The organism is Pseudofrankia sp. DC12 (genome assembly GCF_000966285.1).
In the GTDB taxonomy this organism is placed as follows: Bacteria; Actinomycetota; Actinomycetes; order Frankiales; family Frankiaceae; genus Pseudofrankia.
In genome coordinates this window covers 1,102,246-1,123,499 of record NZ_KQ031391.1, presented here as the reverse complement: position 1 = coordinate 1,123,499, position 21,254 = coordinate 1,102,246, and the positions used below count along the sequence as shown (strand labels likewise).

Genomic DNA, 21,254 nt, shown 5'->3' with positions numbered 1-21,254 from the left:
CGCGGTATCGGCCGTGCCGGGGCCTGACCGCTCGGCCGCGCAGCTCGTCGACCTCGCCGACGCGGCCCTCCCTTTACCAGGCGAAGCGGGACGGCCGGGGCCGCGTCAGCGTGGCGGCGGCCTGACCGCCCGGCCGGGTCAGAGCCCGAGGTGGCGGGCGATGAGCATCTTCTGGACCTCGGAGGTGCCCTCGCCGATCTCCAGGATCTTGGCGTCCCGCCAGTGCCGGGCCACCGGGTACTCGTTCATGAAGCCGTAGCCGCCGAAGATCTGCGTCGCCTCGCGGGCGTTCGTCACCGCGGCCTCGGAGGAGAACAGCTTGGCGATCGCGGCCTCCTTCTTGAACGGCAGACCGGCTAGCATCCGGGCGGCGGCGTCGTAGTAGGCGGTCCGGGCGACGTGCACCCGCGTCTCCATCTCGGCGATCTTGAACTGGATCGCCTGGTGCTTCCCGATCGGGACGCCGAACGCCTCGCGCTCCTTGGCGTACTTCACCGACTCGTCGACGCACGCCTGCGCGAGGCCGACCGACAGCGCCGAGATCGCGATCCGGCCCTCGTCCAGGATGCGCAGGAAGTTCGCGTAGCCGCGGCCCTTCTCGCCGAGCAGGTTCGCCGCCGGCACCCGCACGTCGGCGAAGGACAGCGGGTGGGTGTCCGACGCGTGCCAGCCGACCTTCGAGTACGGCGGCTCGGCGGTGAAGCCAGGCGTCGGCACCGGGACGATGATCGTGGAGATCTCCGGCTTGCCGGCCGCGGAACGGCCCGTGACGGCGGTGACGGTGACGACCCTGGTGATGTAGGTGCCCGAGTTCGTGATGAACGCCTTCGAGCCGTTGATCACCCACTCGTCGCCGTCGAGCCTGGCTGTGGTCCGGGTCCCGCCCGCGTCGGAGCCGGCGCCCGGCTCGGTCAGCCCGAACGCGCCGAGCGCCTTGCCGCTGGCCAGCAGCGGCAGCCACTCCTTGCGCTGCTCCTCGGTGCCGAACCGGTAGATCGGCATCGCGCCGAGCCCGACCCCGGCCTCCAGCGTGATCGCGACCGACGAGTCGGCCCGGGCCAGCTCCTCGATCGCCAGGCACAGCAGGAAGTAGTCGCCGCCCTGGCCGCCCCACTCCTCGGGGAAGGGCAGCCCGAACAGCCCGAGGTCGGCCATCTGGTCGATCACCGCGTAGGGGAACGTCTTCGTCTCATCGTGATGGGCGGCGACCGGCGCGACGACCTCCCGAGCGAAATCCTCGACGGTCCTGCGCAGCGCCTCCTGCTCGCCCGTGAGCCGGGTGTCAGGCATCGGTCCGCTCCTTCGTGCTTTCCGGCAGTGCTCCTCGGGTGGGGCCCACTGTTCTGGGCGGTCAGGCTCCGTCGGCGACCGGCTCGACGACGGCGAGCAGCGCGTCCAGGGCGACCCGGGCGCCGACGGCGACCAGCACGTCCTTCACCAGTCCGGCGACCGGTGCCGTGATCGCGTGCTCCATCTTCATCGCCTCGACGACCACGAGCCGCTGACCGGCGGCGACGGAGTCCCCGGCCGCGACGTCGACCGCGATGACCGTGCCGGGCATCGGGCTGCGCGCCTGCCCGTCGCCGGCCGCCGCCGCGACCGTGCCCGGCTCGCGGACCCACTCGCCGAGCGGCCAGGCCGCGCCGCCGGCGCCGACCCACAGCGCGCCGCCCACACCCTCGGCGAGCCGCCAGCGCGACGTGACGCCGTCGAGGGTGACGAGCAGTTCGGTGCCCGCGGTGGAGGCGCCGGCGACCGGCCGGGCGGCCGCGGCGACCGGCGCCCGCCCGTCGATCCGCACCGAGGCCGCCGCGGGCGTGCCGCGTACCTCGACGCTGGGCCGGCTGCCGCCGCCGAGGTCGAGGGTCCAGCGCAGCCAGCTGTCCTCGCCGACCCGCCAGCCGGACGGCACGTCCCATGGGTCGGTCACCGGGCCGGCCGGCTCCAGCCGCAGCAGCTGGGCCAGCGCGTAGACGGCGAGCGCGTCGGCCGTCGGCCCGGCCCCGCCGCCGGCCGCGCCCGCGTCCGCCACGGCGCCCGGTGCCTCGGCGCTCTGCGCCACGGGCGGGAGGGCGGTCAGCTCGGCGAGATGGCGCTCGACCAGGCCGGTGTCCAGCCGGCCGGCCCGGACATCCTGGTTCGCGAGCAGCGTCCGCAGGAAGCCGATGTTGGTGGTGACGCCGAGCAGCACCGTGTGTGCGAGGGCCGCGTCGAGACGGCGCAGCGCGCCGGCCCGCTCGGGCGCCCAGGCGATCACCTTCGACAGCATCGGATCGTAGTCCGAGCCGACGACTGTGCCGACGGTGACACCCGAGTCGACCCGGACCCCCTCGCCCGCCGGCTCGGTCAGGACGAGGATCTCGCCGCCCGTCGGCAGGAAGCCGCGGCCCGGGTCCTCGGCGTAGACGCGGGACTCGACCGCGTGCCCGGTCAGTGTCACGTCCTGCTGGCCTATCCGCAGCGGCTCGCCGGCCGCGACGCGCAGCTGCTCGGCGACCAGGTCGATGCCGGTGACGAGCTCGGTCACCGGGTGTTCCACCTGCAGGCGGGTGTTCATCTCCAGGAAGTAGAAGGTCTCCGGCTCGTCGCCCGCGACGATGAACTCGACGGTCCCGGCGCCGACGTAGCCGACCGCGGCCGCCGCGGTCACGGCGGCCTGGCCGATCCGCTCCCGCACGGCCGCGCCGTCGGGCAGCGCCGTGAGCAGCGCCGACGGCGCCTCCTCGATGATCTTCTGGTGGCGTCGCTGCAGGGAGCACTCGCGCTCACCGAGGTGGATGACGTTCCCATGGGCGTCGGCCAGGACCTGGACCTCGATGTGGCGCGGGCTGTCGACGTAGCGCTCCAGGAACAGCGTGTCGTCGCCGAACGCGTTCGCCGCCTCCCGGCGGGCCGACGCCACCGCGTCGGCCATCTCGGCCGCCGCGCGCACGACGCGCATGCCCTTGCCACCGCCGCCGGCGGACGGCTTGAGCAGCACGGGGAAGCCGATCTCCTCGGCCGCCTCCGTGAGCGCCGCCGCGTCCAAGCCCGGCTCGGCCCGGCCGGGCACGACCGGGACGCCGGCCGCCACCATGGCCTTCTTGGCGGTGATCTTGTCGCCCATCACCTCGACGGCGTGCGCCGGCGGCCCGACGAAGACGATCCCCTGCTCGGCGCAGGCCGCGGCGAAGGCCGCGTTCTCCGACAGGAAGCCATACCCGGGATGGATCGCCTGCGCGCCCGTCGCCCAGGCGGCGGCGAGCACGGCGGTCGTGTTCAGGTACGACTCGCGGGCGGGCGCCGGGCCGATGCGGACCGCGACGTCCGCCTCACGCACATGCCGGGCACCGGCGTCCGCGTCCGAGTAGACCGCGACCGACCGGATGCCCAGCTCCCGCAGCGTCCGGATGACCCGGACGGCGATCTCCCCGCGGTTCGCGACGAGCACGGTGTCGAACATCGAGTGCGTTTCTCCTCCTGCTACATCCGGAAGACGCCGTAGCCACGATCGTCGATCGGGGCGTTGGCGGCGACGGAAAGGGCGAGCCCGACGACGGTCCGGGTGTCGGCCGGATCGATGACGCCGTCGTCCCAGAGCCGGGCAGTCGAGTGGTAGGGGCTGCCCTCGGCGTCGTACTGGTCCCGGATCGGCTGACGGAAGGCCTCCTCGGCGTCGGTCGGCCAGTCCTGGCCCTTCGCCTCCAGCTGGTCGCGGCGGATCGTGGCCAGCACGGCCGCCGCCTGGTCGCCGCCCATCACCGAGATCCGGGCGTTCGGCCACATCCACAGGAACCGAGGCGAGTACGCCCGCCCGCACATCGAGTAGTTGCCCGCGCCGAAGGAGCCGCCGATCACCACGGTGAACTTCGGCACCCGGGCGCAGGCGACGGCCATCACCATCTTCGCCCCGTGCTTGGCGATCCCGCCCGCCTCGTACTCCCGGCCGACCATGAAACCGGTGATGTTCTGCAGGAACAGCAGCGGGATCGACCGGGCGTCACACAGCTCGATGAAGTGCGCGCCCTTGAGCGCGGACTCGGAGAACAGCACCCCGCTGTTCGCGACGATCCCAACCGGATGCCCGTGGATATGGGCCGTCCCGCAGACCAGCGTCGAGCCGTACTCCGCCTTGAACTCCGCGAACCGGCTCCCGTCGACCAGCCGCGCGATCACCTCGCGGACGTCGTACGGGATCTTCGCGTCGGTCGGCACGGCGGCGTAGAGCGTCTCGGGGTCGACGGCCGGCGGCTCGGTCGGGACGACGTCCCACGGCCGCGGCGCCCGCGGCCCGAGCGCGCCGACGATCTGGCGGACGATCCGCAGCGCGTCCGCGTCGTCCTCGGCCAGATGGTCGGTCACGCCGGACGTACGTGAATGCAGCAGGCCGCCACCCAGCTCCTCGGCGGAGACGACCTCGCCGGTCGCGGCCTTCACCAACGGCGGGCCGCCGAGGAAGATCGTGCCCTGGTCGCGGACGATAACGGCCTCGTCGCTCATCGCCGGCACGTACGCGCCGCCGGCCGTGCACGAGCCGAGCACGGCCGCGATCTGCGGGATGCCGCGGCGCGACATGGTCGCCTGGTTGAAGAAGATCCGGCCGAAGTGCTCCCGGTCCGGGAACACGTCGTCCTGCAGCGGCAGGAACGCCCCGCCCGAGTCGACCAGGTAGACGCAGGGGAGCCGGTTGTGCAGCGCCACCTCCTGCGCGCGCAGATGCTTCTTGACCGTGATCGGGTAGTACGTGCCGCCCTTGACAGTGGCGTCGTTGGCGACGATCACGCACTCCCGGCCGGCGACCCGCCCGATCCCGGTGATGATCCCGGCCCCCGGCGCGTCACCGCCGTACATCCCGTCGGCGGCGAGCGGCGACAGTTCGAGGAACGGGCTGCCCCGGTCGAGCAGCCCGTCGACCCGGTCGCGGGGGAGCAGCTTGCCGCGCTCGACATGCCGGAGCACCGCGGCCTCGGGGCCGCTGCGCGCCCCGGCCAGCCTGGCCCGCAGCTGCCGGACCAGCTCCGCGTGCCGGTCCGCGTTCGCCTTGCCCTCGGCCGAGTCCGCGTCGACGCTGCTCCTGAGCACCGCCCCAGCCGCCGGCCCGAACGGGTGGGACAGGTTAGTGGCCGCTAACATGCCGCCAGGTTAGCGCCCATTAACCACCCGCGCCAGTTCTGCGAGCCAGGAGCGCCTACGTCACACCTCATTCTTGCGGCACCAGCGCTGGCGAGCCCCGGTGGCCGGCTCTGGCCCAGTCATGATCCGTCCCGTTGCGCGATCTCGGGCGCTATTGGGTCAGACAGTGGCGGAGCCGGCAGTCGATGGCGGACGCTGGTGGGCTACACCGTGGAGGATCAGCAGTTCAGGCTCAGCTGGGTGATGCCTTGGGCGAGATCATGCCCGGCTGCGGACGCTGGTGGCCATCTTTCAGCAGCAGGTGAACGGGCTCCGCGCGGCCATGGCTGGCGGGCTGGCGGGCCGGCGGTCGGTCAGGAGGCCCAACTGGGTCGCTGCCGCTGGTGGCCGCGTGATCCGTGGCGCACCGGTCCGGGATGGAGCCGCCTTCGGGAGTCGCCGGATCGACTGGATGGTGGCGCTGTTCGCCGGTCGTCCATCGGCCTTCGGGCTGGCCGCGACCGGATGATTCCCAGATCCCGGTGTACAGGGGTGTACAGGTGGGCCAGGCTCCGATGGAGCGGATTTCGGCGCGGGCGGCGCAGTGCGTCGACAGAATAGGGTGGGATGAACAGTGGGTGGGCGTCGAGCCCCATCTGGCCCTCCTTCACGCAATTGACGCGGGCGTCCCCCTGGAATGGCCGGTCTCTGCGGCCAGGGCTGGTGCATTCAAGCGGCCAGTACGCCCCAGACCGGCCGGCCCGATCATCATCTTGGCCGCCCCCGCCGTCGTCGCATTCGGGCCGGACCGGCAGCAGGCGCACGCCATCGCAGCCTTGACCGGTACCGTTGAGCCGTTGCCTCGTCGGCACATGGTCGTGTGCCGACGGAGCCCAGGTACGAAGGCTCAGCCGAGGAGATCTTCAGTGCGGGTTGTCAGGGTGGAGCGCCGACCGCTGTAGCCGGGCCGTCCTGCGTGGGTGGCCCGGCGGCGACGTCTGGCGACGCGTCGGGTGACGACGCGCGCAGTCCGGTGGCCACCCTCGAAGCGTCGTCCGTCGATGACGCCTCACCGCAACGATGGAGTCTCCTCCCATGCCTGTTCAGGCTTCCATTTCCCGCGTTGACCTCCTTTCGTGCACCTTCGTCCGCACCCTGCGCGAGGACCCGGCGGAGGCGGAGACCGCCAACCACCGCCTGCTGGTGCGCGGCGGCTATGTCCGCAAGGCCGCGTCCGGGGTCTATAGCTACCTGCCGCTCGGGCTGCGGGTGCTGCGCCGGATCGAGGCGATCGTCCGGCAGGAGATGGCCGCGGCCGGCTGCCGGGAGCTGCTCATGCCGGCGCTGATGCCGCGCGATCTGTGGGAACGCAGCGGCCGGTGGGGCGACTACGGCGACCTGATGTTCCGGGTCGTCGACCGGAAGGGCACCGAGTTCTGCCTTGGCCCGACGCACGAGGAGCTGGTCACCAGCCTGGTCGCGAACGAGCTCGGCGGCCACCGAGACCTGCCGCTGCGCCTCTTCCAGATCCAGACGAAATACCGGGACGAGCTGCGGCCCCGATCCGGGCTGATCCGTTCCCGGGACTTCGTGATGAAGGACGCCTACACCTTCCACGCCGACGAGGAATCGCTGCGCGAGACCTACCAGGAGATGTACGCCGCCTACGAACGGGTCTTCACCCGCTGCGGCCTGCGGTTCCGGGCCGTCGAGGCGCAGGCCGGCGAGATGGGCGGTGGCCGCAACCAGGAGTTCATGGCGCCGACGCAGGTCGGCGAGGACCTCGTCGCATTCGCCCCGGCCGGCACGTATGCGGCCAACCTGGAGACGGCCTCGGCGGCCCAGCCGGCACCGGCCGGGCCTGGCACTCAGCCCCTGGCCCGGGTGCACACGCCTGGCGCGCAGAGCGTCGAGGACGTCGCCGCCTTGCTGGGGACGTCGCGGCGCCAGGTTCTGAAATGCCTGCTGTACAAGGTTCCCGCGGCCGAGGGCAGTGAGGTCGTGGCGGTGCTGTGCCCGGGAGACCGGGAGGTCAACGAGCTCAAGCTGGCCCGGGTGCTCGGTGCGACGCCGGCCCTGCTGGACGCGGCCGACTTCGCGGCCCACCCCGGCCTGGTACGCGGGTATGCCGGCCCCCATGGCCTCGCGTCCCGGGTCGGCCGGATCCTCGCGGACCATCACGTCGCGGCCGGGCGGGACTGGACCATCGGCGCGAACGAGCCCGACTACCATCTCACCGGCGCCGATCTGGGCCGAGACTTCGAGGTGGACCTGTTCGCCGACGTGGTCAACGTCCGCGCCGGTGACCCCTCGCCGGACGGCTCCGGGCCCCTGACGCTTGAGCGAGCCGTGGAGATAGGGCACATCTTCCAGCTCGGCACCAAGTACTCGGTGCCCCTGGGGGCCACCTTCCTCGACGCGGCCGGCGTGGAGCGCCCGGCGCTGATGGGCTGCTACGGCATCGGGATCAGCCGGCTGATGTCCGTCGTGATCGAGCAGCATCACGACGAGCACGGCATCCGCTGGCCGGCCGAGCTGGCGCCCTATGACGTGCAGGTGATCCCGCTCGGCCGCAAGATCGACGAGGAGCTGGTCCGGTCGGTCGCCGACGCGCTCGCCGCGGCCGGCCTCGACGTGCTCGTCGACGACCGGGCCGGCGCGTCCGCCGGCGTCAAGTTCGCCGACGCCGACCTCATCGGTGCCCCGTTCCAGGTCGTCCTCGGCCGCCGCGCCGCCGAGGGCATCGCCGAGCTTCGCACCCGCGACCGTTCCACCGTCACCGAAGCCGCCCTCGCCCAACTTCCCGACCTGATCGCGGGAATCCCCATGACCGGCTAGGGGTCCCGGTCATCCTGCCGGGTCGGGTACTGTCTTAGCCATCACCAGTCGCGAAGGGGGTGGGACGATGTCCGCGCTGGTGCAGCCGTTTGACCTGTACGCCGACCAGGCACACGCTTGGGGTGTGGCGGCGGTCAAGAGTTCCCGAATCGCTGTGCGCTTGGCCGAGGAACAGGCTGCGCTGATCCGCGCGGCGGCCGAGGCCGAGGGGACGACGGTTACCGAGTTCACCGTGGCCGCGGCCGTCGCCAGGGCGAAGGATGTCCTGGCCGACCAGCGCCTGTTCACGCTCGGGGACGAGGCGTGGGCCGAGTTCCTCTCCGTCCTCGACCGCCCGGTGGTCAGCAAACCGCGGCTGGAACGCCTGTTCGCCGAGGAGTCACTCTTCGAGTGAGCGGCTCTTCGGCTCCCAGGCCCATCGCCGCCTCCGACGACCTGGCGACCTTCGACAGCGGTGAGCACTCGCTGAACGAATGGCTACGCCAACGCGCCCTGGGCAATCAGGCGGCGGGCGTCTCTCGCTGTTTCGTCACCTGCCGTGACGGACGTGTGGTGGGTTACTACGCCCTGGTCACCGGCGCGGTCCAGCGACAGGAGGCCAGCCGCAGAATCGGTCGGGGTATGCCTGATCCCATCCCGGTTATCTTGCTGGGACGGCTCGCCGTCGACCTCAAGGAGCAGGGCCGCGGGCTGGGCTCCCACCTGTTGCGGGACGCGATCAGCCGTACTGTCGCGGCGGCTGAGATCGTCGGCGTCCGAGCGCTGCTGGTCCACGCGCTGCACGAGCAGGCAAAACGGTTCTACCTGCACCTGGGGTTCGAACCGTCCCCGGCCCATCCGCTGCACCTTTTTCTGCTCCTGAAAGACGCCCGAGCGCCGATGGGCGGAGCCGCGTCGACCTAGCTGGTGCCCGCTCCCGGCAAGGTAGGTCCGGCGGAGAAGCCCAGTCAGACCTGGTGGTCGTTAGAGGACCCGTGCGGACGACCACGAGGTAGGACAGCGAGGAGGTGGGTGAGCCCCGCCCCGGTCGGCCTGGCCCGAGTTAGGACAGTGTCGGAGCAGCGACCGCGATCATGGCAGCTACCCGCCCAACTTCTGGCTTTCACTTGTCCGGCCGCCCTGGCGTCTCGGTCGCGCCGGGTTCGAGCGGAGGCCTTGGCGCGAGCCGGCCGGCCCGTCAGCTGTTGCGGGGGAAACGGTTCGGGTCGGCGCGTCCCGGGTTCGCGAGGGCGGTGATGGTGCAGGAGCCGAGCAGCCCGGCGGCGTCGTGGATCGTGGCCCGGCCGAAGGAGATGCCGTCGACGCCGAACTGGTCCTCGGCGAGCACCCCGAGGAACTCCCCGACGGGCTCGCGGACCAGCGTCAGCGTCCAGTCGGTGTTGATGTGCTGGATGCCGCCGGTGCCCTTGTGGGTCATCGGGCTGGTCAGGTCGGCCACCATCGCGGCCCGGACCAGCCCGGTCATCGGCCGGCCCTCGACGATCGCGCTCAGCTCGCGCACCCACATCCCCCCGCGCTGGACGACGCGGACCGGGCCGAGCGGGGTGTCCGGCGCCACCACGTCGGGCAGCATCGGCCGGCCGTCGATCCGGGGGTTGAGCTGCTGCGGCCGTGGTGTCGGGGCGGTGGGGTCGGGCGTGTGCCACACGCCGCGCTCGGGCTGCCAGATCTCGCCCGGCGGGTTGGCCCCCGGCCGCAGGAACACCGCCGTCGCCCGGCCGAACAGGTTCCCGTCATGCGCGAGCAGCACGTCCACGACGCGAATCCGTCCGCCGTCGCGGACTGTCTGCGTCGTGAGCGAGACCGGCGCGAACGGGAGCGTGCGGAACATGTCGCAGTTCAGCCGCGCCAGCCGGTAGCCCGGGCGCGACTGCTCCCGTTCGACGACGTGTGCGACCAGCCCGCCCAGGATGCGGCCGCTGATCGAATTCGCGGCCCACACCCCCGCGGCGACGTCGTTCGGCAGGTACGTGCCGTCGCCGACGGCCTGGAAGTATGCCGTCCGCGTGGCCGGCGCGGCGGCCGGCGCCGGGGGAGTGGGCTCTGTCGTCGTCATGGCGCGGCCTCGCTGAGCGCCCGGGTGATCGCGTTGTTCGCTCGCGGCCGGCGCAACGTGATCGTCATGATCCCGCCACCGGCCTCGACGAGCACTCCGTCGGACATTCCCCTCCTCGGCTGGGGTTGGGCGGGCCGGACAAGTGCCGTTCCTGTCGTACCGCCGGCCGGCCACCGGCCGCAACCGTTGGCCCAGTACGCCCCGCTATGCCCAGGTGTGGCCTGGCCAAGTTGTGGAGGATGACACTCCGGTTCCCAGGCCTCCGTGGATTTCGCGAGAGTACGGTGAAATTTGGTTGTCAATGATCAACAATCAACCGGCCGGGGCGCTCGACCAACGGGCGCCCGCCGGCGCGGGAGCGCCGGAGCCAGTGCGCGGCTCGGGGGCGAGCCGGGACCAGGCGGCCGGTCCGCCGTGACCGCCCGGAGGGCCGGATGACCTCGCTGACCCAGCCGCCCAGTGTGGAGCTGCCGCCGGTCGAACGGCTGCGGCCGGGGCTGTGGAGCATCCCGGTGCCGCTGCCGTCCGCCGGCCTGCGCCACGTCTTCGTCTACCTGTTCGAGGCCGATAACGGCGGCTACATCGTCGACGCCGGCTGGGACACCGAGGAGGCCTACGACGCCCTCAGCGCCGGCCTCGCGCTCGCTGGCTACCAGGTCAGCGACATCCGCGGAGTCCTGGCGACCCACATGCACCACGACCACTACGGCCTGGCCGACCGGGTGCGTACCGAGTCCGGCGCCTGGGTCGCGCTGCACCCGGCCGACGCGGCGGCGTTGCGGTTCTTCACCAGTGAGCCGGCGGACCTGGTCGCCGGCATGAACCGGCTGCTGGTCCGAGGCGGCGTCCCCGCCGCCGACATCGCCAAGATGACCGCGGCGCTGCCGCCCGGGTCCGCCGGCGCCAAGCCCGCGCTGCCGGACGTGCTGATCGAGGACGGCGACCGCCCGGACGTCCCCGGCTGGGACCTGCGCGCCATCTGGACACCCGGCCACTCGCCCGGCCACCTGTGCTTCTGGGAGCCGGCCCACCGGCTGCTGCTCGCCGGCGACCACGTGCTGCCCCGGATCACGCCGAACATCCCGTTCGCCGCGGCCGAGAGCGCCGACCCGCTCGGTGACTTCCTGCGCTCGCTGGACAAGGTCGAGCAGTACCCGGCCGACGAGGTGCTGCCGGCTCACGAGTTCCGCATCCCGGACCTGTCCCGGCGGCTCGCGGAGCTGCGCGCCCATCACGAGCAGCGGTTCCGTGAGATCGTGACGGCGATCCGTGGCGGGGCGGTCACGGCCTGGGAGATCTGCCAGCGGATGACCTGGTCACGCCCGTGGCACGAGGTCGAGGGATTCATGAAGCGCGCCGCGCTGGCCGAGGGTATGGCCCACCTGCGCGCACTGCAGAAGCGCGGCGTCCTGCGCGAGCTCGACGGCGAGCCGCCCACCTGGCAGCTGGTCGGCGAATGAGCGAGCGCCGAGCCACCGGCTAGAACTATGTTCTAGCTCGACAAGCCGGGAGGTCTGGTCATGGCGATCGCCATCAGTGAGGAGCATCGCGAGCTGGCCCGCACGACGCGGGCGTTCCTCACGTCGCACGAGGCACGCGCCGCGGGTCGGGCGTTACTCGAAGCGGACGAGGAAGGCCTGCCCGCCTTCTGGAAGCCGTTCGCCGACCTGGGGCTGCTTGGCGTCCACCTGGCGGAGGAGCACGGTGGCGGCGGAGCCGGGCTGAACGAGCTGGTGGTGGTGGTCGAGGAGCTCGGCCGCGCCGTCGCGCCGGGGCCGTTCGTGCCGACCGTCGCCGCCTCCGCCGTTCTCGCGGCCGCCGGCTCGCCGGACCAGCAGGCCAGCCTGCTGCCCGGCCTCGCCGCCGGAGACACCGTCGGTGCCGTCGGCCTGCTCGGCGAGCTGGCCCTGGCTGACGGGAAGGTCTCCGGCGACGGCGGAGTGGTCCTCGGCGGTGGGCTCGCCTCGCTGTTCGTCCTGGTCGCGGGGGACGACGTCGTCGTCGTGCCGGCCACCGCCACCGGCCTGACGGTCACCGTCCCGCAGGCGCTCGACCCGGGCCGCCGGTCCGCTCGCCTGACGCTCGACGGGGTCACGCCCGCGGAGGTTCTTCCCGGCGCCGCGCCCGTTGCGGTCGCGCTGACCCGGGTGATCTACGGCGCCGAGGCCGTCGGCGGCGCGCTGGAGGCTGCCGAGGCCGCGACCGCGTACGCCAAGGTCCGCGAGCAGTTCGGCCGGCCGATCGGCTCGTTCCAGGCCATCAAGCACCACCTGGCGAACATGCTGGTCGCCGCGGAGCTCGCCACCGCCGCCGTCTGGGACGCGGCCCGCGCCGCCACCGACGGCGCGAGCGCCGACGAGCTGTCGCTGGCCGCCGCGAGCGCCGCGGCCCTCGCGCTGCCCGCGTACGCCGGCAACGCCTCGCTCAGCACCCAGGTCCACGGCGGCATCGGCTTCACCTGGGAGCACGACGCCCACCTGCTGCTGCGCCGCGCGACGACCCTGACCGCGGTGCTCGGCGCCCAGGCCGCCGCGGCCGACCTCACGAGGCTGTCCGCCGCCGGCGCCGCCCGGGCCGCGTCGCTGGACCTGCCGGATGAGGTCGAGGCCGCCCGCGCCGGGGTCCGCGCGCTGGCCCAGGAGCTCGCCGCCCTGCCCGAGCAGGAGCAGCTCGAACGGCTCATCGACACCGGCTACGTCCAGCCGCACTGGCCGAAGCCGTGGGGCATCGAGGCGCCGGCCGGCCTGCAGCTCGTCATCGGCGAGGAGTTCGCCGCGGCCGGCGTGCGGCGCCCGGACTACGGCATCACCAGCTGGAACATCCTCACCCTCGTCCAGCACGGCACCCCCGACCAGATCTCCCGGTACGTCCGCAAGGCGCTGACCCGGGAGGAGATCTGGTGCCAGCTGTTCTCCGAGCCGGCCGCCGGCTCCGACGCGGCCGCCGTGCGCACCCGCGCCGAGAGGGCGGACGGCGGCTGGGTCGTCAACGGCCAGAAGGTCTGGACCAGCGGGGCCCAGTACTGCCGGCGCGGCCTGGCCACCGTGCGCACCGACTTCGCCGCCGCGAAGCACGCCGGAGTCACGGTCATGATCATCGACATGAACGCCCCCGGCGTCGAGGTCCGCCCATTGCGCCAGACCACCGGCGACAGCGGCTTCAACGAGGTCTTCCTGACCGACGTGTTCGTGCCGGAGGCGGACGTCGTCGGCGAGCCGAACCACGGCTGGAAGGTCGCCCGCGCCACCCTCGGCAACGAGCGGGTCAGCATCGGTGGCGGGGTCGGCGCCCCCGCGCCCGGCGACCCCATCGAACTCTACAAGGCCCAGCCCGACGCGTTCCCCGGCGCGGCCGAGTGGGTGGGCCGCTGCCTCGCCACGGGGCTGGCGCTGCGCCAGCTCAACCTGCGTTCCGCGGTACGCGCCGTCGCCGGCGGCGAGCCGGGCCCCGAGGGCAACATCACCAAGCTGGCCCTGGCGGAGCACATCGGCGACGCCGCCTACCTCGCGCTCGCGTTCGCCGGGCCGGACGCCGCGTTCCTGGAGGGCCCCGGCGCGATGGCGGCCCGCTCGGCGCTGTCCTGGCGCGCGATGACGATCGCCGGCGGTACCTCCGAGATCACCCGCAACCAGATCGCCGAACGCATCCTCGGCCTGCCCCGCGACCCACTGCTGAAGTAGCAGCGTCTCCGCCGGCCCGGCATCCGCGCTGCCCGCGGGCCGGGACCGGCGGGATGCGACGCCTCGGCCGGAGCCGATGGGCGGGCTCGCACTGGCCGGCGATTCGCCCGAATCGCTATGGTTGGCGCCGGGTTCGAGCGGGCGCGGCAGGCGCCCGGCGCGAGATGAGGAGATCACAGTGGGGCGGCGTGGGCGGGTGGACGTCGAGGCGCGCGCGGACGCGGCGGCGCACATGCGGCGGGCGGCGCGCTCGCTGCGGGCCTTCGACGTCGACACGTTCGTGTTGGACGCCGCCGGTCCCCGGACCTCCCGGGAGCCGGAGCCTGGCACCGAGGGCGACCACTCCGTGGTCGCCGCCGGCGCGCTGGTCACGGCGTGTACGACGTTCGTCGACGACCTGTGCGCGGACATCGCCGCGCTGCTGTCCACCAGCACGCGCGTCGCGTCCGACCTCCTGGTGGACGGGCCGCTGCTGCGGCTGCCGCCGGCATACGGCCATCACTACACGGTCGAGTTCGCCAAGAAGCTGCTGGTCGCGACGGTCAGCGTCACCGGCCGGCTGGCCGAGCCGGACTGGATCCCGATCGCCTGCCTCGCGGAGCAGCTGGCCCTCTACCTGGTCGTCGAGGAGGCGGCGAGCCTGCTCGACCGTTACGGGCTCGACGACGACCCACGGGCGCGCTACCAGTTCTTCGAGGAGCAGGCCTTCGAGAACGACGCGCACCTGCGCCTTTTCGACGAGGCCCCCGGGCTCGGCGGCTCCCGGGCCGCGGACCCGATCAGCGCCTGGTTCACCCCGTTCTACGATGGCTTCTACGTCCACCCGTACGTGGAGCCGCGTTCCTAGGGCCAGCCGCGGGCCCCGGCTGGCCCTACGTGGCCGAGCACGAAGGTGAGCCTCGGGCTGGCCTTGCGGGCGTTGTCGAGGAACTGTTTGATCTTGGCGACCGTCTGCGGCGCGTTCGTCCGGAACTCCAGGTCGTTCCCGCCGAGCAGGACCACGTCGGCCGGAACCTGCTTCAGCACACCCTCGACCTTGGGGTTCTCCAGGTAGAGCGAGTCGCCCCAGACGGACGAGTGCTGCCTGTCGAACATCGGGTCGAGGTACGCGTGTGAGCCGGCCGTGTCGGAGACGTTGTCGTGCACGTCGTCGCGGGTGCCGACGAAGTCGACCCGGCCGGGCGCCGAGAGCGACAGATGCGCGGCCAGCCGGTAGCGCCAGGTGTAGTCGCCGGCCGTCCCCTGAGTGAGCGAGTCGCCGATGATCATGATCCGGGTCCGCGGGTCCGCGGACGTCTTGCCGCCCGCCGCGCCCGAGCCTCCGCAGGCCGCCGCGGTGACCGCGACGGCGAGTCCCCCCACGGTGACCCGTAACGCCTTCCGCAGCCGTCTCCTGAGGCTGAAGCCACGGCCAACCTCACCCATACCGGACACGCTCCGATTCTCGGAAGCGACGTTCCGCCGCCGCGCTACCGTCTGCCTCCCCACATAGTCTGCGTTCAGCGCGGCCCTGCGGGACCGTTGGCGAGATGGCTGTCGATGGTGATGTGCCTCGACTGGACTGGAGGCGGGCTCATGTCGGTCGCGGTGGGCGATCAGGTTCCGGATGTCGAGGTCCAGCTGATGGGCGAGGAGGGGCCGGTGACCGTCCGCAGCGCCGAGCTGCTCGGCTCCGGCAAGGTGGTGCTGTTCGCGGTTCCGGGTGCGTTCACGCCCGGCTGTTCGAGGATCCACCTGCCGGGGTTCGTGGCCCAGGCGGACGAGCTCGCGTCGAAGGGCGTCGACAAGATCGCCTGCGTCTCGGTGAACGACCCCTGGGTGATGCAGGCCTGGGCCGCGTCGCAGGGCGTCGGTGGCAAGATCGTGATGGTCGCCGACGGCAGCGCGAAGTTCGCCGAGGCCATGGGCCTCACGGGTGACATGACCGCGGCCGGCCTCGGCGTCCGCTCCCAGCGCTACGCGGCCGTGATCGAGGACGGCGTCATCCGCAACCTCGACGTCGAGCCCAAGCGCGGCGTCGACGTCAGCTCGTGCGAGGCCGTCCTCACCCGCCTGTGACGCCGGGCCGTCATCCGGCGCCGGGGGCTCACCCGTCAGCCGGGTCGAGGGCCTTCTCGAAGAAGTGGGTGGCCCAGGGGCTGTCGTTGTAGCGGGCGGTGCGGCGGTAGCCGCAACGCTCGTACAGCGCGATCGCCTCGACGAGCGCCCCATTGGTGTCGAGGCGGGCGGACCGGTGGCCCAGCGCGCGGGCGGCGGCCTCGATCTCGAGCAGCAGCCGGGAGCCGAGGCCCGCCCCGCGCCAGGCGTCGTCGACCCACATGCGCTTCACCTCGCCGACACCGTCGGCGATAGCCCGCACGCCGCCGCAGGCGACCGGCTCGCCGTCGTCGCAGGCCACCAGCAGAATCCCGCGCGGCCGGGCCAGGTCGGCGGCGTCCTTCTCGGGCTCTCCGCTCGCGTCGAAGCCGAACCGGCGGCCGATCTCGGCGAAGTAGCGGCCGACCGCGGCCTGAGCCACCGGCCCGGCCGGGTCGACCGCGGCGAACGTCACCGTGGCCGCACGGACCAGCAGGTCGGCCTCGGCCAGCGCCGCGGCCAGCCGGGCCCGCGGCCGCGCGGAGAGGGGCTCGACCAGCCGGCGGGCACGGTCCTCGGACCGCTCCTCGGACCGCTCCTCGGACCGCTCCTCCAGCTCCCGCCAGCGCCGCCGCCCAGCCTCGGTCACGCCGACGCACCGGCGTCTGCGGTCCTGCGGGTCCGGCTTGACGGCGATCAGCCTGTCGTCCTCCAGCCGGCGCAGCAGGCGGCTCAGATATCCCGAGTCCAGACCGAGGCGCGCCCGCAACTTCTGCGTCGTCGTGGGCCCCGACCCGATCTCGAACAGCAGCCGCGCGGTCCCGAGCGGCAGCCCCAATCCGAGAAACGACTCCTCCAGCGCGCCGATCCGCTGCGTGTACGCCCGGTTGAACCGCCGCACCACCGCCGTCGCATCCTCCATATCCTCTGACTTTGGGCAGAGAAATCTGGCGTCGACGCACTTCGGGTCGATCGAACGTCGAGCCGAGGGCTGTGCCGGGGCCGGAGCGTGTCCCCAGGTCGGTGGACGTCGAGGCTTGTCCCCAGGACTGACCGTGCCCCGTCGGTTTCTCAGGCCCCCGCGTCCGCAGGTCGTCGGCGAATGTCGCCGGTGTCGGACCGGTGTCCGGGTGCTCCCGGCCGGTCGGGCCCGAGGCGTTTTCCACCGCCTCGCTGCTTGTCCACAGCCGCGGTGACTGGCTTGCCTGCCCTGGCTCGGTCGCGCAGCCTTTGGGGCCGTGACAGATCGAGAACGCCGGCCACAGGCGGACCTGACCCTGGCCGAGTCCCTCCGGGTGGCCCGCAGCCAGGACGGAATGATCACCCGCCAGCAGGCATTGCAGGCCGGGCTCAGCGAGGGGCGGCTCAGGTGGCTGGTCCGCTCTGGCGCGTGGGCGCGGGCGGCTCGGGCGACCTACCTGGTCCCCGGCGCCGATCCGGTGCGGGGACGGGCGCGCGCGGTGATTCACCGGCGGCCGGACGCGGTGGTCTGCGGAGTCACGGCGGCCCGGCTTGCCGGCCTGGACGCGCTTCCGTTGGCCGGGCCCGCGGAGCCCGTGCATCTGTTGGTCGGCCGCCGCGGTACGCGAGATCCTTTCTCGGGGGCCGTCATCCATGTCGGCGAGATCGAGGCCCGGGACGTTCACAGCCTGGCTGGAATACCCATGACGTCGCCGGCGCGGACGCTCGCGGACCTCGCGCTGTCGTTCGACCGGGCGCATGCGGTGGCGGCACTCGATGCCGGGTTGCGAGCGGGCTGGGTTCCTGACATGGGGCCGGTTCTCGCGCAGATGTTCGGCCGGCGCGGCGCGGCCGGCCGTCGTCCTTGGCTCGCGGAGGTGGATAGGCGGTCCGAATCGCCGCTCGAGACCCACGTTCGCCTGATCGTCGCAGATGCGGGCCTTCGGCCCGAGGAATTGCAGTACCGGATTTTCAGCGACGAGGGCGCGTTCGTGGCCCGAGTCGACCTGGCCTGGCCGTCCCGCAGGGTGTGCCTGGAAGCTGACGGCGTCGGATATCACTCGGCCCCTGCCCCCGCGTATCGCGATCGTGATCGACAGAACGCGCTGGTCAGGCTCCACTGGCGGTTGCAGCGCGTCACCTGGCGGGATGTGGAGCACCGGCCCGGCTGGATCGTCGCGCAGGTAGCTGCCCTGTTGGCGACTCCTCCCGCGACCTTCTAAGCCGGTACGTCATTGACCGCCGGACACCGGCCGGTCTCCCGGCTTGCCCAGACTGCGCCTGGCTCGCTGTTGCGGTCCCGGCCGATCCGTGGCGCCGATTTGCCTGCGCAGACGCCGATCATCCGGCTGGCTGGGCAACTGCGGCATCTTGATCGAGAACTGCGCAGGAAAAAAGGCGACAAATTGGGGTATACGACGTCGTTTTGCCTGCGCAACGAGTGATCAAAGCGTCCTGGTGGGGCGGAAGGCCACCTTGATCACTGGCTGCGCAGGGGAATTTGACCAGTTTGGGGGCTGGGCGCGGGGGATGAGGTCGGGCTGGCTGCGGGGTCGGTGCTCGAGGGTGGCGGAACTGGCGCCGGGTGCGGAGTGCCGTGCGATCGAGCCCGTCGCGGTACTGGCGCCGTGCACCGCGCGTCGCGCGGTCGAGCCCGGCGCGGCATTGCCGTCGCGCGCCCGCGGTCGAGCCCGGCGCGGCATTGCCGTCGCGCGCCCGCGGTCGAGCCTGATACGGCACCGGCGCCTCGGGCCGGACGGTCGAGTCGGTCGGGGGCGCGAGTGTGAGGGAGAAGGCGGCCCAGATCTCACGTTGACGTGAGATGGAGGTAGTAGCGTCGGGAGTCGTGACGGCGTCGGAGAGCACAGCGCTGAACGGGACCGGGTCACGACTACGGAGCGCGGCGTCGCCACCGGGAGGTGCGGGCGGCCGGGGTGATGGCTACAAGTGGACCGTGCTGATCAACACAACCATCGGCATCCTGATGGCCACGGTCAACGCGTCGATCCTGCTGATCGCGTTGCCGGACATCTTCCGCGGGATCGGCATTGATCCGCTGGCCCCGGGCAACACCTCGTACTTCCTGTGGATCCTGATGGGCTTCATGCTCGTAACGTCGGTGCTGGTGGTGAGCCTGGGCCGGGTCGGCGACATGTTCGGCCGGGTCCGCTGTTACAACCTCGGGTTCGCGGTGTTCACGGCCGCGTCGATCCTGCTGGCCGTCACCTGGATGCACGGTGACGCGGCGGCGCTGTGGATCATCATCGTCCGGGTGGTGCAGGGCGTCGGCGGCGCGATGCTGATGGCGAACTCGTCCGCGATCATCGCGGACGCGTTCCCGGCGAACGAGCGTGGCTTCGCGATCGGCGTCAACGGCGTCGCGGCGATCTCCGGCTCGTTCCTGGGACTGCTGATCGGCGGTCTGCTGGCCCCGATCGAGTGGCGCCTGGTGTTCATCGTCTCCGTGCCGTTCGGGGTCTTCGGCACCGTCTGGGCGTACGTGAAGCTGCGGGACAACGGCGTGCGCACCCCAGCCAAGATCGACTGGTGGGGCAACCTGACCTTCGCGGTCGGGCTCATCTCGGTGCTGGTCGGCATCGTCTACGGCCTGCAGCCCTACGGCGGCCACACCATGGGCTGGACGAACCCGTGGGTGCTCACCGCCATGATCGGCGGGGTCGTCGTGCTGGCCGGGTTCTGCTTCATCGAGACCAGGGTCAGCGACCCGATGTTCGCCCTGGAGCTGTTCAAGAGGCGCGGCTTCACGATGGGGGTGATCGCCGGTCTGCTGGGCGCGCTCGCCCGCGGTGGCCTGCAGTTCATGCTGATCATCTGGCTGCAGGGCATCTGGCTGCCGCTGCACGGCTACAGCTTCGAGCGGACGCCCCTGTGGGCGGGCATCTACATGATTCCGATGACGGTCGGCTTCCTGATCTCCGGGCCGATCGCCGGCCGGCTGTCCGACCGCTACGGCGTCCGGCCCTTCGCGACGGTCGGCATGCTGGTCAGCGCCGCCGGCTTCGGGATCTTCGACGTCATCCCGATCGACTTCAACTACATCGGGTTCGCGCTCGCCCTGATGCTCATCGGCATGTCGATGGGCCTGTTCGCCGCCCCGAACACCGCGGCCGTGATGAACGGTCTGCCGCCGAACCGGCGTGGCGCCGGTGCAGGCATGCTCAACACGTTCCAGAACTCCGCGCAGGTGCTCTCGATCGGCGTCTTCTTCACGGTGATCGGCCTGGGCCTCGCGGCCTCGCTGCCGCACACGTTGTTCTCGGGCCTGGCCGCCCAGGGGGTGCCCGCCGCGAAGGCGCACGAGATCGCCGGCATTCCGCCGGTGGGCAGCCTCTTCGCCGCTTTCCTCGGCTACAACCCGATCCAGCAGCTGATCGGCTCGTCGACCCTCTCGACCCTGCCGCCGGACAAGGCCAGCTACCTGACCGGGCAGGAGTTCTTTCCACACCTGATCTCCGGCCCGTTCGGCGACGGCCTGCACCTCGCGTTCGCGTTCGCGGCGCTCGCCTGCGTGATCGGGGCGGTCGTCTCCTGGCTGCGCGGCGGCAATGAGCAGCCCGTGCACCGCTCCCTCGTCGCGGAGACGGCCGCGGGCCTGGCCGCCGCGGCCGCCGCGGCCGCCGCGGCCGCCGCGGCCGCCGCGGCCGCCGCGGCCGGCGCGGCCGGCGTCGGCGGCGGCGTGGGTGGCGTGGCCGGCGTCGGCGGCGGCGTGGGTGGCGTGGCCGGCGTCGGCGGCGGCGTGGGTGGCGTGGCCGGCGGCGGCGGCGTCGGTGGCGTGGGCGGCGTCGACCCAACCGAGGCGACGGACTCGACCGGCGCGATCGGGCTGCCGGCCGGCAACCGGGCGACCTGACGACGGGCTGGAACCGGCCGACATGGGGCTCTGGGCGGCGCGCGGCGCGCGCCCAGGGCCGTCCAATGGGAATACTTAGGCCATGACGGACAGTGGGACGATCGCCGCCACTCGCGGCGACACTGCCGGCGGCCCGGCCTTAGCCGGCAGTCCCGGCGCTGACGCCCCGGCAACGGCCGACGGCGCGACGAGCCCCGCCGGCGCGGCCACGGAGCCGACGCTGCTGGCGATCGGGCTGGCGTCCCGCGAGGTGGGCGTGTCGGTGCGCTCGCTGCGCTACTACGAGGAGATTGGCCTGCTCACCCCCTCGGGACGTACCAGCGGCGGCAACCGGCTCTACGGCCCGGACGACCTGGCCCGGGTCCGGCGCATCCGGGAGCTCCAGCAGCTGCTCGGCTTCAACCTGGACGAGGTGCGCGACATCCTCGGCCATGAGGACCGGCTGGCCCGGGTCCGGCAGGACTGGGCTGTGGCGAGCACAGAGGACCGGGTCCGCCTGCTCGACGAGGCCCGTGGCGTGTACCTGAACCTGCGCGACCAGGTCGAACGGAAGATCAAGAGCCTGGTCTCGTTCCGCGACGAGCTGGACGCCCGCGTGGCCCGCAACGACCGGCTCCGCGAGACCCTGCCCGGCTGACGGCCGGCCGGCGGCCCGACTGGCGGCGCGATCGGGTCCCGAACC

At 72.4% G+C, this 21,254-nt stretch carries 16 protein-coding genes and 1 pseudogene; 11 read left to right on the top strand and 6 right to left on the bottom strand.

Annotation, left to right across the window (positions count from 1 at the left end):
- Window positions 1–138: 138 nt before the first annotated feature.
- The 3 genes from FRADC12_RS04590 to FRADC12_RS04580 form a co-directional block, all read right to left on the bottom strand.
- Window positions 139–1,290 carry an acyl-CoA dehydrogenase family protein gene (locus FRADC12_RS04590; RefSeq protein WP_045875689.1) on the bottom strand — a complete coding sequence of 384 codons (1,152 nt, stop codon included), beginning with the start codon at window positions 1,288–1,290 and terminating at the stop codon, window positions 139–141.
- A 61-nt stretch (window positions 1,291–1,351) separates the two neighbouring features.
- The gene (locus FRADC12_RS04585; protein WP_045875688.1) at window positions 1,352–3,442 is read right to left on the bottom strand and encodes an acetyl/propionyl/methylcrotonyl-CoA carboxylase subunit alpha; all 2,091 of its coding nucleotides are present in this window, start codon (window positions 3,440–3,442) and stop codon (window positions 1,352–1,354) included.
- Window positions 3,443–3,462: 20 nt separating this feature from the next.
- A complete protein-coding gene (locus FRADC12_RS04580) occupies window positions 3,463–5,112 on the bottom strand; it encodes a carboxyl transferase domain-containing protein (protein WP_045875687.1) in 1,650 nt (549 codons plus the stop codon).
- A 1,074-nt stretch (window positions 5,113–6,186) separates the two neighbouring features.
- Here FRADC12_RS04580 and FRADC12_RS04570 point away from each other — a divergent pair.
- From FRADC12_RS04570 to FRADC12_RS04560, 3 genes are all read left to right on the top strand, one after another.
- Window positions 6,187–7,929, top strand: a complete 1,743-nt coding sequence (locus FRADC12_RS04570) for a proline--tRNA ligase (protein ID WP_045875685.1) — start codon at window positions 6,187–6,189, stop codon at window positions 7,927–7,929.
- A gap of 67 nt (window positions 7,930–7,996) precedes the next feature.
- A complete protein-coding gene (locus FRADC12_RS04565) occupies window positions 7,997–8,323 on the top strand; it encodes a type II toxin-antitoxin system TacA family antitoxin (RefSeq protein ID WP_157488689.1) in 327 nt (108 codons plus the stop codon).
- Window positions 8,233–8,832, top strand: a complete 600-nt coding sequence (locus FRADC12_RS04560; RefSeq protein WP_502685228.1) for a GNAT family N-acetyltransferase — start codon at window positions 8,233–8,235, stop codon at window positions 8,830–8,832. Before FRADC12_RS04565 ends, FRADC12_RS04560 begins: the two co-directional genes overlap by 91 nt.
- A gap of 274 nt (window positions 8,833–9,106) precedes the next feature.
- Here FRADC12_RS04560 and FRADC12_RS04555 read toward each other — a convergent pair whose 3' ends face one another.
- Window positions 9,107–9,985: an acyl-CoA thioesterase domain-containing protein gene (locus FRADC12_RS04555; RefSeq protein WP_045875683.1), complete on the bottom strand. Its 879-nt coding sequence runs from the start codon at window positions 9,983–9,985 to the stop codon at window positions 9,107–9,109.
- Between the two features lie 434 nt (window positions 9,986–10,419).
- Here FRADC12_RS04555 and FRADC12_RS04550 point away from each other — a divergent pair, with 434 nt between their 5' ends.
- From FRADC12_RS04550 to FRADC12_RS04540, 3 genes are all read left to right on the top strand, one after another.
- Window positions 10,420–11,445 (top strand): MBL fold metallo-hydrolase, encoded by a 1,026-nt coding sequence (locus FRADC12_RS04550; protein ID WP_045875682.1) that lies wholly within the window; start codon window positions 10,420–10,422, stop codon window positions 11,443–11,445.
- 60 nt (window positions 11,446–11,505) lie between these two features.
- Window positions 11,506–13,665 (top strand): acyl-CoA dehydrogenase family protein, encoded by a 2,160-nt coding sequence (locus FRADC12_RS04545; RefSeq protein ID WP_045875681.1) that lies wholly within the window; start codon window positions 11,506–11,508, stop codon window positions 13,663–13,665.
- Window positions 13,666–13,843: 178 nt separating this feature from the next.
- Window positions 13,844–14,512, top strand: coding sequence for a hypothetical protein (locus FRADC12_RS04540; protein ID WP_045875680.1), 669 nt, complete (start codon window positions 13,844–13,846; stop codon window positions 14,510–14,512).
- Here the strand turns inward: FRADC12_RS04540 and FRADC12_RS04535 are convergent.
- Window positions 14,509–15,099, bottom strand: a complete 591-nt coding sequence (locus FRADC12_RS04535) for an SGNH/GDSL hydrolase family protein (protein ID WP_502685227.1) — start codon at window positions 15,097–15,099, stop codon at window positions 14,509–14,511. The genes FRADC12_RS04540 and FRADC12_RS04535 overlap by 4 nt on opposite strands.
- A 141-nt stretch (window positions 15,100–15,240) precedes the next feature.
- On the opposite strand from FRADC12_RS04535, the gene FRADC12_RS04530 reads away from it, so the two are divergent.
- Window positions 15,241–15,723 carry a peroxiredoxin gene (locus FRADC12_RS04530; RefSeq protein WP_045875679.1) on the top strand — a complete coding sequence of 161 codons (483 nt, stop codon included), beginning with the start codon at window positions 15,241–15,243 and terminating at the stop codon, window positions 15,721–15,723.
- 28 nt (window positions 15,724–15,751) lie between these two features.
- On the opposite strand, the gene FRADC12_RS04525 is transcribed toward FRADC12_RS04530, so the two are convergent.
- Window positions 15,752–16,645, bottom strand: a complete 894-nt coding sequence (locus tag FRADC12_RS04525; RefSeq protein ID WP_232303609.1) for a GNAT family N-acetyltransferase — start codon at window positions 16,643–16,645, stop codon at window positions 15,752–15,754.
- Between the two features lie 334 nt (window positions 16,646–16,979).
- Between FRADC12_RS04525 and FRADC12_RS33730 the strand changes: the two are divergent.
- The 4 genes and pseudogenes from FRADC12_RS33730 to FRADC12_RS04510 form a co-directional block, all read left to right on the top strand.
- Window positions 16,980–17,156 (top strand): annotated as a pseudogene (locus FRADC12_RS33730) (type IV toxin-antitoxin system AbiEi family antitoxin domain-containing protein); the annotation flags it as partial.
- Between the two features lie 141 nt (window positions 17,157–17,297).
- Window positions 17,298–17,924 (top strand): endonuclease domain-containing protein, encoded by a 627-nt coding sequence (locus FRADC12_RS04520; RefSeq protein WP_232304215.1) that lies wholly within the window; start codon window positions 17,298–17,300, stop codon window positions 17,922–17,924.
- A 599-nt stretch (window positions 17,925–18,523) separates the two neighbouring features.
- Window positions 18,524–20,572, top strand: coding sequence for an MFS transporter (locus FRADC12_RS04515; RefSeq protein WP_232303608.1), 2,049 nt, complete (start codon window positions 18,524–18,526; stop codon window positions 20,570–20,572).
- Between the two features lie 82 nt (window positions 20,573–20,654).
- Window positions 20,655–21,209: a MerR family transcriptional regulator gene (locus FRADC12_RS04510; RefSeq protein WP_052710681.1), complete on the top strand. Its 555-nt coding sequence runs from the start codon at window positions 20,655–20,657 to the stop codon at window positions 21,207–21,209.
- Window positions 21,210–21,254: the final 45 nt, after the last annotated feature.

Coding starts and splice junctions, on each gene's coding strand:
- FRADC12_RS04590 (WP_045875689.1), bottom strand. CDS start 1,290: ATGCCTGACACCCGGCTCACGGGCGAGCAGGAGGCGCTGCGCAGGACC.
- FRADC12_RS04585 (WP_045875688.1), bottom strand. CDS start 3,442: ATGTTCGACACCGTGCTCGTCGCGAACCGCGGGGAGATCGCCGTCCGG.
- FRADC12_RS04580 (WP_045875687.1), bottom strand. CDS start 5,112: ATGTTAGCGGCCACTAACCTGTCCCACCCGTTCGGGCCGGCGGCTGGG.
- FRADC12_RS04570 (WP_045875685.1), top strand. CDS start 6,187: ATGCCTGTTCAGGCTTCCATTTCCCGCGTTGACCTCCTTTCGTGCACC.
- FRADC12_RS04565 (WP_157488689.1), top strand. CDS start 7,997: ATGTCCGCGCTGGTGCAGCCGTTTGACCTGTACGCCGACCAGGCACAC.
- FRADC12_RS04555 (WP_045875683.1), bottom strand. CDS start 9,985: ATGACGACGACAGAGCCCACTCCCCCGGCGCCGGCCGCCGCGCCGGCC.
- FRADC12_RS04550 (WP_045875682.1), top strand. CDS start 10,420: ATGACCTCGCTGACCCAGCCGCCCAGTGTGGAGCTGCCGCCGGTCGAA.
- FRADC12_RS04545 (WP_045875681.1), top strand. CDS start 11,506: ATGGCGATCGCCATCAGTGAGGAGCATCGCGAGCTGGCCCGCACGACG.
- FRADC12_RS04530 (WP_045875679.1), top strand. CDS start 15,241: ATGTCGGTCGCGGTGGGCGATCAGGTTCCGGATGTCGAGGTCCAGCTG.
- FRADC12_RS04515 (WP_232303608.1), top strand. CDS start 18,524: ATGGAGGTAGTAGCGTCGGGAGTCGTGACGGCGTCGGAGAGCACAGCG.
- FRADC12_RS04510 (WP_052710681.1), top strand. CDS start 20,655: ATGACGGACAGTGGGACGATCGCCGCCACTCGCGGCGACACTGCCGGC.